This window comes from Amycolatopsis thermoflava N1165 (assembly GCF_000473265.1).
GTDB classification, from domain to species: Bacteria; Actinomycetota; Actinomycetes; order Mycobacteriales; family Pseudonocardiaceae; genus Amycolatopsis_E; species Amycolatopsis_E thermoflava.
The window spans coordinates 8,404,699-8,418,512 of record NZ_KI421511.1; the positions used below are offsets into that span (position 1 = coordinate 8,404,699).

The following is a 13,814-nucleotide window of genomic DNA, read 5'->3' on the forward strand; positions in this document are numbered from 1 at the left end:
CTGCGGTCATAAAAATGAACGTTCATACACAAGGAAGTGGAGTGGTCCATGAACCTCGCAGGACGTGCCGCGCTCGTGACCGGGGCCGGACGTGGGATCGGCGCGGCGATCGCCGAACGCCTCGCCGCGGGCGGCGCCCGGGTCGCGGTGAACGATCTGGACGCCGAGGCCGCCAAGGCGACTGTCGAGCGCATTCAGGCCGGGGGTGGTGACGGGGTGGCGCTGGCCGGCGACATCGCCGACACCTCCTTCGCCCGCGAGCTGGTCGCCACTGCCGCCGACCAGCTCGGCGGCCTGGCGGTCCTGGTCAACAACGCGGGCACCATCCACCGCCTGCCGCTGCGGGAGCAGACCGAACAGCACTGGGACCGGGTGATGGACGTCAACCTCAAGGCGCCGTTCGTGCTCAGCCAGGCCGCGGTCGATCACCTCGCCGCGTCCGGGCACGGCGCGATCGTCAACATCTGCTCGGTCGCGGTGATCGGGTTCTTCCGCCAGATCGCCTACGACGCCTCCAAGGGGGGCCTGCTCACGATGACTCGGTCGCTGGCCGTCGAACTGGGCCGGGAAGGGATCCGGGCCAACGCGATCGCGCCGGGGTTCATCGACACCGACACCGGGCACGCGGCCGATCTCGGCCGGATCGGGGAGAAGACAGTGGCGACCCTGCCGTTGAGCCGGACCGGGCAGCCGGACGAGGTCGCGGGCGCCGCGGTTTGGCTGGCGTCGGACGAGGCGCGGTACGTCACGGGCCAGGTGCTGTTCGTCGACGGCGGCTGGGTGCGGAACTAGTCATGGCGACGGGAAGGGAACCAACGAGCATGGGAAACACTGACGCTGCGCGGCTGGATGGGCGGGTCGCGCTGGTGACCGGTGGCGCCTCCGGCATCGGGCAGGCGACCGCGCGGCGTCTGAGCCGGGACGGCGCTACTGTCGTCATCGCCGACATCGACGGCGAGGGAGCCGAAGCAGTAGCCAAGGACATCCAGAACGCCGGCGGTCTGGCCGAGGCGGTGCCCTGCGATCAAACCGACCCCGACCAGGTAGCGGTGTTGTTCGAGCGGCTGCAGCGGCACGACCGGCTCGACATCTGCGTGGCCAACGCCGGCTGGGGACGCTTCGGCGCGTTCCTGGAGATCCCGGAGAAGACCTGGCGCCGCACGTTCGAAATCAACGTGACCGGGACGTTCCTCATCTGTCAGGCCGCGGCGCGCCGGATGGCCGAGCTGGGCAACGGGGGAGCGATCGTGGTGACCTCGTCGTCCGGGGCCGTCGAACCGGTAGCCCTGTTCACCGCCTACTGCTCGGCCAAAGCCGCGCTGAACATGATGGTGAAGATCATGGCTTACGAACTGGGGCAGTTCGACATCCGCGTCAACGCGGTGATGCCGGGCGTTACGGAGACGGCGATGACCGGTGGTCTGCTGGCGACCGGGGCGCGCAGCTACAACGAGGCCGAGTCGCCCCTGGGCAGGCTCGGCAAGCCAGAGGACATCGCCGGTGCGGTCGCCTACCTCGTGTCCGACGACAGTGGTTACGTCAACGGCGCCGCCTTGCTGGTAGACGGCGGTGGCAGCGCGTACAACCCGGGCTGGTTCGGCACCGACTTCCGGCGGCGAGGAGAAGCGTCCTGGATCCTCCGGCACGAGCAGGTGCCGGTTCAGGAAGCCGGAAATGCCTGACACGGCGGTACTTCCCGTCACGGCCCGCGGTTCTCAAGGGGTACTCGCGGGGCGATGACCGCGGGCCGGGACGGCCGTAGTTTCGCGATATGCGCTACTGCGGAGGTGTCCCATGACGAGTACCAGCACGGCACCGTCCCGGACGGTGTCGCTGCGGCCCTGTTCGGCGACGATCGAAATCGATGCGCCGCGCAAGACCGCTGCGCTCGGCGCGGTCAACGCGATGCTGAAGCGAGCCGGGTTCCGGACCGTCACCGCCGGCACGGGCGCGGCGGCGTTCTGTGCGGTCCAGGTGGAGAACGCGGCGTTCGGCGTGCACGGCAGCGGTGGTTGCCTGCGTCGTTCGGTCGTCCTGGAAGCTGCGACCCGGATGGCCCGGTCCGGTGGTGGCCGGATGGTGCTCGTCACCGACGCCCTACCGTGGCCGGCTGGTTCGGCTCACGTCGAGCGCTCGGCGCGGCAGAGCGCGGATCTGCACTGGTGGCAGCAACTCGCCTCCCGGGTGGCGCCGTACGGCGTGCGGATGAACGCCATCCGCATCGGCTACGCGCCCTTTCTCGGCCACTCGTTGCCCCAGCCGGCGGAGGCGGTGCTCCACGCGCACCAGGTGGTCCGCCGCCCGGTGACCGAGGCTGACCTGCAGGCGGCCCTGACACTGCTGCTCAGCCGTGGCCTGAACGCGATGGTCGGGGAGGTGCTGCCGCTCGACGGTGGCCTCGAGACCGGGATCGTGCCGGTCAGTGCCACCGGTACAGCCAAAGTGGACGGAAGCACGGTACCGCCGGCGCGACCGTGGTCCCTGGACGGGCGGACGGTGCTGGTGACCGGAGGCAGCAGCGGGATCGGTGCGGAAGCCGCTCTCGAACTGGCCAGGCGGGGCGCCGACGTCGTGCTCGCGGCACGGCGGCTCCCCGAGCTGGACGAGGTGGCGGCGGCGATCCGGGAGCACCTGGGGCGGCGGGCCTGGACGGTCCGCGCCGACCTGTCCCGCGCCGGCGCCGCCGACGACCTGGTCGACGAAGCCCTGCGCCAGGCCGGCGCGGTGCACGACTTCGTGCACGCGGCCGGCGTCCTGCCGCGGGACGACCAGCCCGAGGCGCGGCGGCACCGCGAAGAGGCCTACCGGATCAACGTCCTGTCCTTCGCCGACGCCGTGGAAAGGCTCGCGCAGCGGTGGGTTTCCTCCGGTCACCGCGGCAACATCGTCGCGGTCTCGTCCACGAGCGCGCAGACCGCGCCGGTGCCGGGGTTGTACAGCTACGGCTCGGGCAAGGCCGCCGTCGCGCAGCTGAGCACGCACCTGGCGGTCACCCTGGCGCGCCACCGGATCCGGGTCAACTCCGTGCTGCCGGGCATTGTCCGCACCCCGATGACCGACACCGCCGATCCAGCGTTCGTGACCGCGTCACTGCGGCGGACCCCGTCCCGCCGGCTGTGCGATCCGGAAGACATCGCCGCGGCGGTGGCTTACCTGGTCAGCCCGGCATCCGCGATGGTGGACGGAGCCCAGCTGCGGGTGTGCGGCGGCTGGGCGACCTTGCGATCACTGCCCGCGTTCACCCCCGGAGGCGAGCAGCCCGTCTCCGCGGCGTTCGCGTGATCGGAAGCCGGTCACCCGGTGACCACGAAGCTCACCGCCGTGCTGCAGCTGCCCCCGACGTTGAGGGTCGCGGCGGTGCGTGCCCCCGGTACCTGGTAGTCGCCGGCGGTTCCGGTCACCTGCCGGTGCGCGTCCAGCAGCATCCGGACTCCGGTGGCACCCACCGGGTGCCCGGCGCCGATCAGGCCGCCCGACGGGTTCACCGGCAGGCGCCCGTCGAAGTCGATGTGGCCGTCCTCGATGGCCTGCCAGGCCTTCCCGGGATCGGTGAGTCCGAAGTGGTCGATCGCGACGTACTCGGTGATCGTGAAGCAGTCGTGGGTTTCGATCACGTCGAGCTCTTCCGGTCCACGCACGCCGGCCCGGCCGTAGGCGTCGGTGATCGCTTGCCGGACGTTCGGGAACAGGTAGCGCCCCTCGTGGGTGAACTTCGCGCTCAGCGGTAGTGGTGCGGTGTGGTGGCCCCATCCGCTGATCCGGCTGGCCCTGCGGCCGGGCGACCCGCCCTGCCAGGCCTCGGTGAACCGGCTGCCGGCCAGCACGATCGCGCTCGCCCCGTCGGTGATCCGGCCGCAGTCGCTCCTCCGGGTGCGGCCGGTGACGATGGGGTTGGCGATGTCGTCGGCGTCGAAGTGGCCGGGTTCGGCCGTCCAGTCACGGGTCTGTGCCAGCGGGTTGCGGCGGGCGTTGCTGCGGTTGAGCTCGGCGATGCGGTTGAGGTGGGTTTGGTCGAGCCCGTACCGGCGGTCCACCTCCTGGCTGATGCGGTCGAAGAGGTGCGGCCAGGGCAGCTCGCCGGAATCCAGTTCCTCGGGTGTCCACGCCGCGGAGCCGAGGTTGCGTGCCGCTTCCTCACCCGCGACGTTGCGCATCAGCTCGACCCCGACGACGAGGACGACGTCGTACCGCCCGGCCTCGATCTCCGCCATCGCGGCCAGTGCCGCGGCACTACCGGACGCGCAGGCTGCTTCGTGCCTGCTGGTGGGCAGCATGGCCCAGGCCGGGGTCAGCATCGGGATCATCGCGCCGAGGTGCGACTGCCCGGCGAAGCGCTCCCCGCCGAAGTTGCCGACATGCGCGGTGTCGATGTCGGACGGTTCGAGCCCCGTCGCGCCGAGGCAGTCCCGGACAGCCTCCTCCAGCATGTCGAAGAGCGGGTTGTCGCTCTGTTTGGCCCACTTGAGGGCGAAATCGGTCTGGGCGCCGCCCAGGATGTGGACTGTGTCGGCCATGGCGCTCCCTCTGTGTGTGAATGAACGTACATGCAATATCGCTTCCTGCCCGGTACTTGGCAAGTCTTCCGGGCTGTTCACCATCTCTCTTGACGTGTCAGAAGCACGATGTATATAAACGCTCATACACGTACCCGTTTCGGGTGATCCGACGCCAACGGAGGCGCACATGGACACGAGCCTGAGCCGCGGCGGACCCGGCTTGTCCCGCCGGACCGCCCTGTCGGGGGCGCTGGCCCTGGGAACAGGGCTCCTCGGCGCCGGACTGGCGGCGTGCGCCGGCCGCGGAGCGGGATCCACGGACGGGCAGGCCGAGCTCGGCTGGATCCAGCCGAAGACCGGTCGCCTGGCCAGTGCCTACGCCCCCACCTTCATCGGTGCCCGGCTGGCCCTGCAGGAGATCAACGCCGCGGGCGGCCTGCTCGGCACGGCGATCGCGGTGCACGAAGAGGACGACGAGGGATCACCCGCCACGCAAGCGACGGTCGCCCAGCGGTTGCTCAGTGCGCGACCGGACTTCGTCGTCGGCCCGACCGGCAGTTCCCAGGCCGTCGCTTCGGTCACCGCGCTTGCCCGCGGCAATGCGATCCAGTCCGCGTGGGGCGGCGCCGACCTCCTCGGCGACGGGACCCGGTTCCCCGGGCACTACCAGCTGGTCTTCAACACCAGCAGGCAGGGCAGGGCGGCCGCGAAGTTCCTGTTCGAGTCCCGAGGCCTCCGCCGGATCGGCCTGCTCACCGAGAACTCCGAGTTCGGCAAGTCCATGCAGGAGTCCTTCACTCGCACCCTGCGTGAGGACTACCGCACCGAACTCGCCGGGGTGCAGGTGTTCGAGCCGAACGCCCCGGACGTGACGCCCTACCTCAACCAGCTGGCCCGCGCCGGGGTCGAGGGGCTCGGCATGTTCAGCGGGCAACCGCAGGCGGCCGTCCTGTCCCTTCGGGCGATGGTCAACGGCGGCTTCGCGCCGGTGATCGTGGCCCACGACCTCAACTACATCGACGCCTACAACGAGATCCCGGTCGAGCTGCTGCGCAACTTCTACGGCACCGCCTACCGCTCGCTGACCTACCCCCGGGGTGGTGCCCCGTCGGGCCCCGCGGTCGAGTACGCGGCCAAGATCCGGGCCGAGGCCGGGCAGCTGGCGTTCTCCGCCGCCAACAGCCCGTACTACGACTTCCTGAAACTGCTGGCCACGGCGGTGGAGCAGGAGCGAACGACGGACCCGGAGCGGCTGCGGGCCGCCTTCGACCGGGTGCGGGGTTACCCGGGCGTGCGGGCACCGATCTCGTTCACCGAGACCGACCACTGTGGAATCGGTGACGACGCGATCGCCATCGCGACGCTGCTCTCGGCCCGGGACGAGGCGTCCGCGGGCGGCATCTTCCGGGAGCTGGCCTCGTGAACCCGGTCAGCGAGGTCCTCGTCCCCGGGCTGACGTTCGGCAGCCTGTACGCGCTCGTCGCGATCGGGTTCAACGTGCTCTACCGGCCGACGAACGTGCTCAACTTCGCGCAGGGCGACCTGGTGATGGTCGGGGCGATGCTGATGGCCGCGACCGGCCTCGGGGGCCTGCCGTGGCCGATCGCGCTCGTCTGCGTGGTGGTGGTCGTCGGCCTGGTCGCGCTGCTCGAGGAACGGCTGGCCGTCGCGCCCGTGCTGCGCCGGTCCAGTCACGCCGCGGGCTGGGTCATCACCACGCTCGCCTTCTCGCTGGTCCTGAGCCAGGTCGCGGGCCGGATCTGGACCGCGGAACCGCGATCGGTGGCGCCACCCGAGCCGTTGTCCCTGCGGCCGATCGACTTGCTGGGGCTGCAGATCAGCAGTTACCAGCTCGTGGTGATCGGCGTGGTCGTAGTGCTCGTCGTCGCGCTCGAACTCGGGGACCGGACGCGGTTCGGGTGCGCGGTGCGGGCGGTCGCCGCGGACCGCGACGCGGCGCGGCTGCAGGGGATCCGGCCGGACCGGATCGGCCGCATCTCGTTCCTGGCCGGGGGCGCGCTGGCCGGGCTCGCCGGGGTGCTCGCCGCACCGCTGCTGCTGGCCTCGGTGACCATGGGGTTCGGCCTGCTCATCCGCGGGTTCTTCGCGGCCATCGTGGGCGGCGTCGGCGACCACCGGGGCGCGCTGGTCGCGGGCTGGCTGCTCGGCGTCGTCGAAGCTGCCGGGGCGCGTTACGTTTCGCCGGGCATGCAGACCGCGGTCCTCTTCGGAGTCGTCGTGGTCGTCCTGATGGTCCGGCCCACCGGGCTCCGGCGTGCGGGCGGGGTGCTGCGCCATGTCTGACGCGACACTGGCCGCACGACGGCCTTGGGTGGCCGGCGGGCCGCGGGCCAGGGCAGCCGGGATCGCGCTCGCCGCGGGGGCCGCGGCGGCGTTGCCCCTGGTCGCCGGTGACCCGTTCGTCGTGTACCTGGCGACGCTGGTGGGCATCTACGTCCTTGTCGCGATGGGGCTGAACCTGCTGTTCGGCTACGCCGGGCAGGTCTCGCTCGGCCACGGCGCGCTGGTCGCCGTCGGCGCCTACGTCGCGGCGGTGCTGACCACGGCGCACGAGTGGTCGTTCTGGGCCGCCCTGCCGGTCGCGATGCTCGGCGCGGGACTGGTCGGCAGCCTGATGGCGTTGCCCGCACTGCGCCTGAGCGCCTGGTACCTCGCCCTCATCACGCTGGCGTTCGGAATGGTCGTCAACGGCCTGCTGGTCGAGATGCGGGCGATCACGGGTGGCTTTTCCGGGATCTTCGGCGTGCCGCGACCGGAGGCAGGCGGGCTGCCGCTGGACGACGCGGGCTTCTTCTGGCTCGTGCTCGCCTTCGTCGTCGTCACGTACTTGGTGCTGCGGAACCTGGTGCGCTCACGAGTCGGCCGCGCGCTCATCAGCGTTCGCGATGCCGAGGAGGCGGCCCGCTCGGCGGGCGCGAACACGGTGCGGCTCAAGGTGTTCGCGTTCTTCCTCAGCGCGGTCCTCGCCGGCGCGGCGGGCGCGTTGCTCGCGGGGCTCAAGGGCATGGTGACACCGGACGACTTCACCATCGACTTCTCGGTCTTCTTCCTGCTCGTGGTGATCGTCGGCGGGGCGGGACGGCTGGGCGGTCCGGTCGTCGGCGTGCTGGCGTTCTTCGTGCTGCCCGAGCTGCTGGGAGCGCTGGCCGAATGGCGCCTGCTTGTCTATGGCGCGGCGTTGCTCGTGGTCGCCGTCTACGCTCCGCACGGGATCGCCGGCGCCTGGTCGCGCTGGTGGCGCTCCCGCCGGCCCCCGGCCCCGGTGGCCGGGTGCCTCCCGGATCCGCCCCGGCCGCCGCGGCGGGACGCGCTGAGCCTGACCGCCCGTGGCCTGGTCAAGGGTTTCGGCGGTGTCCGTGCCCTGCGGTCCGCCGATCTGGCGGTACCCGCCGGCACCATCCACGCGGTGGTCGGGCCCAACGGGTCCGGCAAGACCACTCTGCTCAACACCATCACCGGCTACGTCCGCGCCGACGACGGCACCGTGCGGATCGGAGGGCGGGCGATGGCCCGGCGGTCGCCCGACCGGATGGCCCGCGCCGGCGTCGGCCGCACTTTTCAGACGCCGCGCCTGCTGCCGGAACTGAGCGCGCTGGACAACGTCCTCCTCGGCGCCTACGCGCGGGAGCGGTCGGCCGCGGTGGTGATCGCGGCGGGCCTGCCGCCTGCCCGCCGCGAGGTCGCCGCGCTCACCGCCGAAGCCATGGCCTACCTGCGGTTCGTCGGGCTCGGCGACGTCGCGGGGCAGCAGGCAGGTGCGCTTCCGCACGGCAAGCAGCGGCTGCTGGAGATCGGCCGCGCGCTGATGGCCCGTCCAAGCCTGCTGCTCCTCGACGAGCCGGCCGCCGGCCTGTCGATGACCGAACTCGACGCGCTGGGACGGCTGTTGCGGGAGATCCGCGCCGACGGCGTCACCGTCGTGCTCATCGAGCACCACATCGAACTCGTCGCCGAGGTGGCCGACGCGGTCACGGTGCTGCACGAGGGCGTGACGCTGCTGTCGGCGCCGCCGGCGACGGCCCTGACCGACGACCGTGTTCTCGACGTCTACCTGGGGCGCTGATGACTCCTCTCCTCGAACTGTCCGAGGTCACCGCCGGCTACGGATCGGCACCGGTGGTCGAAGACATCACCCTGGCTGTCGAGCCGGGCCAGGTCTGCGCGCTCGTCGGCGCGAACGGGGCGGGCAAGAGCACGCTCCTCGGCACCATCTCCGGTCTGCGGCACCCCAGCCGCGGCCGGATCACCTTCGACGGAGCCGACCTGAGCCACGCGGCGCCGGAGACCGTCGTGCGACGGGGACTCGTGCACGTGGCGGAGGGACGGCGCATCTTCCGCGGGCTCACCGTGCGGGAGAACCTCGACCTCGGGCTGTGGCGGTCCGGTCTCGGCAAGCCGGAGCAACGCGACCGGCTGGACCGGGTGCTCGGGCTGTTCCCGTTCCTGCGCGCCCGGCTGTCCGCGCAGGCTGAAGTACTCAGCGGTGGTGAACAGCAGATGCTGGTCATCGGGCAGGCCCTCATGCGCGAGCCGCGGATGCTGCTGCTCGACGAACCCTCCCTCGGGCTGGCGCCGGTGATGGTCGACCGCGTTTTCGACACGATCGAGGTGCTGCGCGCCGAAGGGCTGAGCCTCCTGCTGGTCGAGCAGGTGGTCGAGCGGGCGCTGAGCATCGCCGACCGGGGTTTCGTGATGCAGAACGGACGCATCGTCGCCGAAGGGCCCGGTCCGGACCTGCTGCGCGGTCCCGGCTTGCGCCAGGCGTACCTGGGGGCGTTCGCTGGGGGGAGCCCGTCCGGCGACCCCGCTGATCCGACGGAAGCGAGGCAGTGACATGGACTGGTGGAGTTCGGCCGTGCCCGGGCCGGAGGAGTGCGTGCTGGGGCTGCTGTTGCGGCGGCACGCCCGCGAGCGCGGGGACACCGTGCACGCGGTGTTCCAGGACGGCAGCCGCTGGACCTACGGCGAGACCTGGCGGGCGGCGAACGCGGTTGCCCGTCAACTGGCCGCGCTCGGCGTCCGGCACGGCGACCGCGTGTTGTCCTGGCTGCCGAACGGTCCGGACGCGCTGCGCGTCTGGTACGGCGCCAACCTGCTCGGCGCGATCTACATGCCGCTCAACCCCGCCTACCGCGGCGGTCTGCTCCAGCACGCGATCCGCTTGTCCGGCGCCAGGGTGATGGTCGCTCACCCGGACCTGGTACCGCGTCTGGCCACGCTGGAGGGCGGGCAACTGGACCACGTGGTGCCGCTGACCAGTCGCGAGTGGACGGACGCCGGACCGGAGGTGGTTCCCGAAGCGCCGATCCAGCCCTGGGACCCCTACGCGATCATCCTGACGTCCGGGACGACCGGGCCGTCGAAGGGCGTGGTGTGCTCCTACACGCACGTCGCCACAACCGCCGCGGCGGCGTTCGACGAACGGTTCGGGGAGCAGGACCGGTACATGATCAACCTGCCGCTGTTCCACGCCGGCGGCACGATCGGCTGCTACGCGGCGTTGCTGAAGGGCGCGTCGATCGCGGTCGTCGACCGGTTCGACACCGCCCGCTTTTGGGACCTGGTGCGCACGACCGGGACCACCCACGTGACCCTGCTCGGCGTGATGGCGACCTTCCTCGCCAAGCAGCCGCCCGCGCCCGGCGACCGCGACCACCCCCTGCGGCACGTGTTCATGGTGCCGTTGAACGACGACGTGGCCGGTTTCGCCCGTCGCTTCGGCGTCCGTGTGACGGCGCTGTTCAACATGACCGAGACGTCGATTCCGATCATTTCCGAGGACGATCCGACGACCCCCGGGACCTGCGGCCGGGTTCGCCGCGGCGTGCAGGCACGGCTCGTCGACGAGTTCGACCGGGAAGTCCCCGACGGGACGCCAGGCGAGCTGGTGCTGCGCACCGACCGGCCCTGGGCGATGAACTCCGGCTACTGGGGCATGCCCGAGGCGACGGCGCGAGCGTGGCGGAACGGCTGGTTCCACACCGGGGATGCCTTCCGCCGCAGCCCCGACGGCGAGTACTTCTTCGTCGACCGCGTCAAGGACGCGATCCGGCGGCGCGGCGAGAACATCTCGTCGTTCGACGTGGAGGCGGAGATCCTGGCCCACCCGGCGGTGCGCGAAGCGGCGGTCGTCGCCGTGCCCAGCCCGCACGGCGAGGACGACGTGCTGGCCGTCGTCGCACCGGTCGAGGGGGCCGTCATCGATCCGGCGGAGCTGCTGGTGTTCCTGTCCGACCGGATGGCGCACTTCATGGTGCCGCGCTACATCCGGGTGCTCGACGAGTTGCCCAAGACGCCCACGAGCAAGATCGAAAAGCACCGGCTGCGGTCGGCCGGCGTCACCGCGGACACGTGGGACCGGGAGGCCGCCGGGCTACGGGTCAAGCAGGAGCGAATCGCTCAACACTGATGGGCGCTGCCGCACCGGCCGTGCGCAGCGCGAGCACGGCGAATTCGTCCGCGAGGTCCGGCACGCTGAAGTGGCCGCCGGGGTGGTACCAGCGGCCCACCTCGGTCCACGTGCTCAGCAGCACCTTCGCGAGCAGGGCGTTGTCGGCCGTCGGCTGGAAGACGCCGGTGCGGATGCCGCGTTCCAGCAGCCGCTCGACGAGGTGACCGAGCCGCAGACGGCTGCCCCGGATTTCGGCTGCCTGCGGCTCGGGGAGGTTGCGCCACTCCGCGTGGCTGATCGAGGTCTCCTTGCGGTAGGTGGCCGAGAACGTGGTCAACGCCTGGGCCACTTCCGCGAGCTGGCGGGCCGGGTCTTCGCCCGCGCGCAGGATCGCGTCGGCCGTGACGCGCTCGGCCTCGGAGTGTGTGCGTGAAATGATGGAGTAGAGCAGTTCTTCCTTCGAGCGGAAGTGGTTGTAGAGCGCGCCGGAGGTGAGTCGCAGCGCCGCCGTGATGTGCCGGACGCTGGTGCGGTCGTAGCCCTGCTCGAAGAACAGGTCGATCGCCGCCGCACGGACGCGGTCGGCCGCGGTGGTTCGCGCTGTGGAGTTCCCCATAGCCCGATCGTACTGCTTGAATGAACGTTCGTTGCCCGCTTCAGTACCCGGGGTACCACACTGACCGATGGGTGCCGGGGGTTGTAGACGAGCAGCGGTAGCATCGCGCCGATGACCGAGATGTCCGGCGTGGCGAACCCGGACGACGCGAGCCCCGCTGCTGTCGGTCTGGACGGTCCGGAATGAGTAGCTGGTCAGCCGGCGGTTGGATCATGGGGAGGTTGACGGGTTGCAGCCGACGGGGATGGGGCATGTTGCAGCAGTTGACCAAGTGGCTCCGCCGAGCGGGAGCAAGTCTGGAGCGCGGCAGGTTCGAGTCTTGAACCCGGACCATCACCGTCCCCACTCGGTTTGCCTGCGCGGATGGTTCTCGGTTCCGCAGGTCAAAGTCTCGCCGGTGTAGCCTGCTGGCTCTGGAGCCAAGGCGAGCGGGCTTCCTCGGGACCGGACTGCGGAAATCCGAGATCGAGGTGGGGTGGGACAGAAACCTTGTCCAGTGTCCGCTCGTTCTGCCACACCTGCACAGTGCCGGGGTCGCAATTGCTTCTAGCGCAACTGGTGCTCTGTCTTCCTGCCTGAGTGCGGGAATGCCAGCCTCGCCGGTGCGGGTGATGCCGATCGTTTTCACAGCTGGTCCACGACGTTGTCAGCGGCCGACGGAGCGCTCGATCATCTCCAGCGCGGCGTTCTTGGCGCGCTGCAACTCCTCCGCGCTGAGGCCCGCCTTGTGCAGGAATTCGATTCCTTGCCTGACGGCGATCAGGGCGCGTGCGGTCGACTCCGGGTCGATGTCCTCGTCGATCTCGCCGCTGTCGCGCGCTTCGGTGATCCGCCGGGTGAATAGGGCGAGCGTTTCGTCGTACAGCGGGCACGCGCGGGTTCGCACGTCTTCGTCCTGCGCGCTCAGTGCTGCGACGCTGTTGGCCATCAGGCAGCCCTGCGGAGGGCAGCTCCATGCGACCGCCCTCGTCGAACGTGTCGGCCGATGTGACGCCGTGCCACGGGCTCGGGTTCGCGGTCGCCGCGGCATCGAGCCCGGCCTGCTGGCTCCACGCCGACAGCTGACGGGCCTCTCGCGCCGGCCATGCTCGGCGTCATGGCGACGGACCGGTACGGCACCGCGGCCGAGGTCGCCGCCTTCGTCTCCTACCTCGCCGGGCCGGAAGCCGCGTACATCACCGGCTCCAGCCTCAACATCGACGGCGGATTCACCGCGTAACCCGGCTCAGCGGGGCGGCTCGTCGTAGCCCTCTTTTCGCAGGCCAGAGCGGTAGGTGCGGTCCATCACCCGGCGCAGCAGCCGGGTCGCACCGGGGACCGCCTTGAGTAGGAAGGCGCCGCCCGCGGCCGTCGCCGAGTTCGCGGCCACGTGTTTTCCCGCCACGGCAAGGAGATCCGGCACCGGTGCCCGGTCGACGCCGGGGTTCCACGGCTGCGCGTCCACCACCGCGTTGTTGACGGCGATCTCGGCGTCCTCGACGGTGACGAGCAGCGCCGCGTGCGGTGGCTTTCCGCGCAGCGCAAGCGGCTCCAGATGCGCCGGATCGACGGTGATCGCGCCCCGTCCGCGGACGTGCAGCACCTCGTCGCGGCCCGGGACGAGCGCGGCGAACGACAGCCGGTCGTCCTGCAGCAGGTTGTGCAGCGCGTCGGCGCGCTTGTTGCCCTTCCGGTCCGGGATGACGAGCGTGCGGCCGTCCAGTATCCGCGCCACAGCCTCCCGGTCCCCGCGCGGGCTCGTGTCGCTCCCGCCAGCCGGGTCCCAAGTGGACAGCGCGAGGAACGGCGCCGCGGCGAGGAACTCGGCGACCCCGCGCAGCGGACCGTCTCCTCCGGGCGCGGCGGACGGCCCGGCCGGATCGCGGGGCTGCCACAGCCTGGACCGGAGGATGGCCTGCGCGCAGTGGACGTAGGCCTCCGTGACGTCGGCGAAGATCCGCTCGCCCTTCCGCTTGGCCACGGAACCGTTGACACGCAACACCTCCCCGACACCCGGCAGGAGGAAGAAGAACGAGATCGCGCCCCGCGCGTCGCCGTCCAGGGTGAACGAGATCCGGGTGGCCGAGTGGACGCGCACGAACCCCGGCGCGCCGCCGAGGAACGTCGTCCGGCTCGCGCCGTCGGCGTCCCGGTAGCCGACGGCCGCGATCGGCGAACGGGCCAGGACGGCCCGGCACCCCTCGTCGAGGGCGGAGATCTGCTTGAGCGTGATCATCGGCGCCGGGCGCCCGACGACGGACTCGACCTCGTCCGCCGTGGTGAGCTGGTGTGGTGCATCAGCGCAGGTCAT

13 protein-coding genes are annotated in these 13,814 nt (G+C 71.1%); 9 read left to right on the forward strand and 4 right to left on the reverse strand.

The features are described from left to right. Positions 1 to 48: 48 nt before the first annotated feature. From AMYTH_RS0141780 to AMYTH_RS47395, 3 genes are all read left to right on the forward strand, one after another. On the forward strand, positions 49 to 792 hold the full coding sequence (locus AMYTH_RS0141780) for an SDR family NAD(P)-dependent oxidoreductase (RefSeq protein WP_027935227.1): 744 nt from the start codon (positions 49 to 51) through the stop codon (positions 790 to 792). 29 nt (positions 793 to 821) lie between these two features. Further along, on the forward strand, positions 822 to 1,682 hold the full coding sequence (locus tag AMYTH_RS46690) for an SDR family NAD(P)-dependent oxidoreductase (protein WP_051362980.1): 861 nt from the start codon (positions 822 to 824) through the stop codon (positions 1,680 to 1,682). A gap of 112 nt (positions 1,683 to 1,794) precedes the next feature. After that, positions 1,795 to 3,282 (forward strand): SDR family NAD(P)-dependent oxidoreductase, encoded by a 1,488-nt coding sequence (locus AMYTH_RS47395; protein WP_084022795.1) that lies wholly within the window; start codon positions 1,795 to 1,797, stop codon positions 3,280 to 3,282. Positions 3,283 to 3,293: 11 nt separating this feature from the next. Here the strand turns inward: AMYTH_RS47395 and AMYTH_RS0141795 are convergent, their stop codons facing one another. Beyond that, positions 3,294 to 4,514: an acetyl-CoA acetyltransferase gene (locus AMYTH_RS0141795; RefSeq protein WP_027935228.1), complete on the reverse strand. Its 1,221-nt coding sequence runs from the start codon at positions 4,512 to 4,514 to the stop codon at positions 3,294 to 3,296. 169 nt (positions 4,515 to 4,683) lie between these two features. On the opposite strand from AMYTH_RS0141795, the gene AMYTH_RS0141800 reads away from it, so the two are divergent. From AMYTH_RS0141800 to AMYTH_RS0141820, 5 genes are read left to right on the forward strand one after another with little or no spacing between them, the layout of a single operon-like run. After that, positions 4,684 to 5,919 carry an ABC transporter substrate-binding protein gene (locus tag AMYTH_RS0141800; protein WP_027935229.1) on the forward strand — a complete coding sequence of 412 codons (1,236 nt, stop codon included), beginning with the start codon at positions 4,684 to 4,686 and terminating at the stop codon, positions 5,917 to 5,919. Next, complete coding sequence (locus tag AMYTH_RS0141805; RefSeq protein ID WP_027935230.1) at positions 5,916 to 6,800, forward strand: branched-chain amino acid ABC transporter permease; 885 nt, start codon at positions 5,916 to 5,918, stop codon at positions 6,798 to 6,800. The genes AMYTH_RS0141800 and AMYTH_RS0141805 overlap by 4 nt, the downstream gene beginning before the upstream one ends. Then, on the forward strand, positions 6,793 to 8,580 hold the full coding sequence (locus AMYTH_RS0141810) for a branched-chain amino acid ABC transporter ATP-binding protein/permease (protein WP_084022796.1): 1,788 nt from the start codon (positions 6,793 to 6,795) through the stop codon (positions 8,578 to 8,580). Before AMYTH_RS0141805 ends, AMYTH_RS0141810 begins: the two co-directional genes overlap by 8 nt. Next, positions 8,580 to 9,350 carry an ABC transporter ATP-binding protein gene (locus AMYTH_RS46700; protein WP_051362982.1) on the forward strand — a complete coding sequence of 257 codons (771 nt, stop codon included), beginning with the start codon at positions 8,580 to 8,582 and terminating at the stop codon, positions 9,348 to 9,350. Before AMYTH_RS0141810 ends, AMYTH_RS46700 begins: the two co-directional genes overlap by 1 nt. A gap of 1 nt (position 9,351) precedes the next feature. Continuing rightward, a complete protein-coding gene (locus tag AMYTH_RS0141820) occupies positions 9,352 to 10,926 on the forward strand; it encodes an AMP-binding protein (RefSeq protein ID WP_027935232.1) in 1,575 nt (524 codons plus the stop codon). On the opposite strand, the gene AMYTH_RS0141825 is transcribed toward AMYTH_RS0141820, so the two are convergent. Together AMYTH_RS0141825 and AMYTH_RS0141830 are read right to left on the reverse strand one after the other, a co-directional pair. Further along, positions 10,898 to 11,524: a TetR/AcrR family transcriptional regulator gene (locus AMYTH_RS0141825; RefSeq protein WP_027935233.1), complete on the reverse strand. Its 627-nt coding sequence runs from the start codon at positions 11,522 to 11,524 to the stop codon at positions 10,898 to 10,900. The two genes, AMYTH_RS0141820 and AMYTH_RS0141825, sit on opposite strands and share 29 nt — an antisense overlap. 646 nt (positions 11,525 to 12,170) lie before the next feature. Beyond that, positions 12,171 to 12,554 carry a TetR family transcriptional regulator C-terminal domain-containing protein gene (locus AMYTH_RS0141830; RefSeq protein WP_410468330.1) on the reverse strand — a complete coding sequence of 128 codons (384 nt, stop codon included), beginning with the start codon at positions 12,552 to 12,554 and terminating at the stop codon, positions 12,171 to 12,173. 54 nt (positions 12,555 to 12,608) lie between these two features. Here AMYTH_RS0141830 and AMYTH_RS48475 point away from each other — a divergent pair, with 54 nt between their 5' ends. Then, positions 12,609 to 12,743 carry an SDR family oxidoreductase gene (locus AMYTH_RS48475; protein ID WP_354710020.1) on the forward strand — a complete coding sequence of 45 codons (135 nt, stop codon included), beginning with the start codon at positions 12,609 to 12,611 and terminating at the stop codon, positions 12,741 to 12,743. A 6-nt stretch (positions 12,744 to 12,749) separates the two neighbouring features. Here AMYTH_RS48475 and AMYTH_RS46705 read toward each other — a convergent pair whose 3' ends face one another. Beyond that, a complete protein-coding gene (locus tag AMYTH_RS46705) occupies positions 12,750 to 13,814 on the reverse strand; it encodes a pyridoxamine 5'-phosphate oxidase family protein (protein ID WP_051362983.1) in 1,065 nt (354 codons plus the stop codon).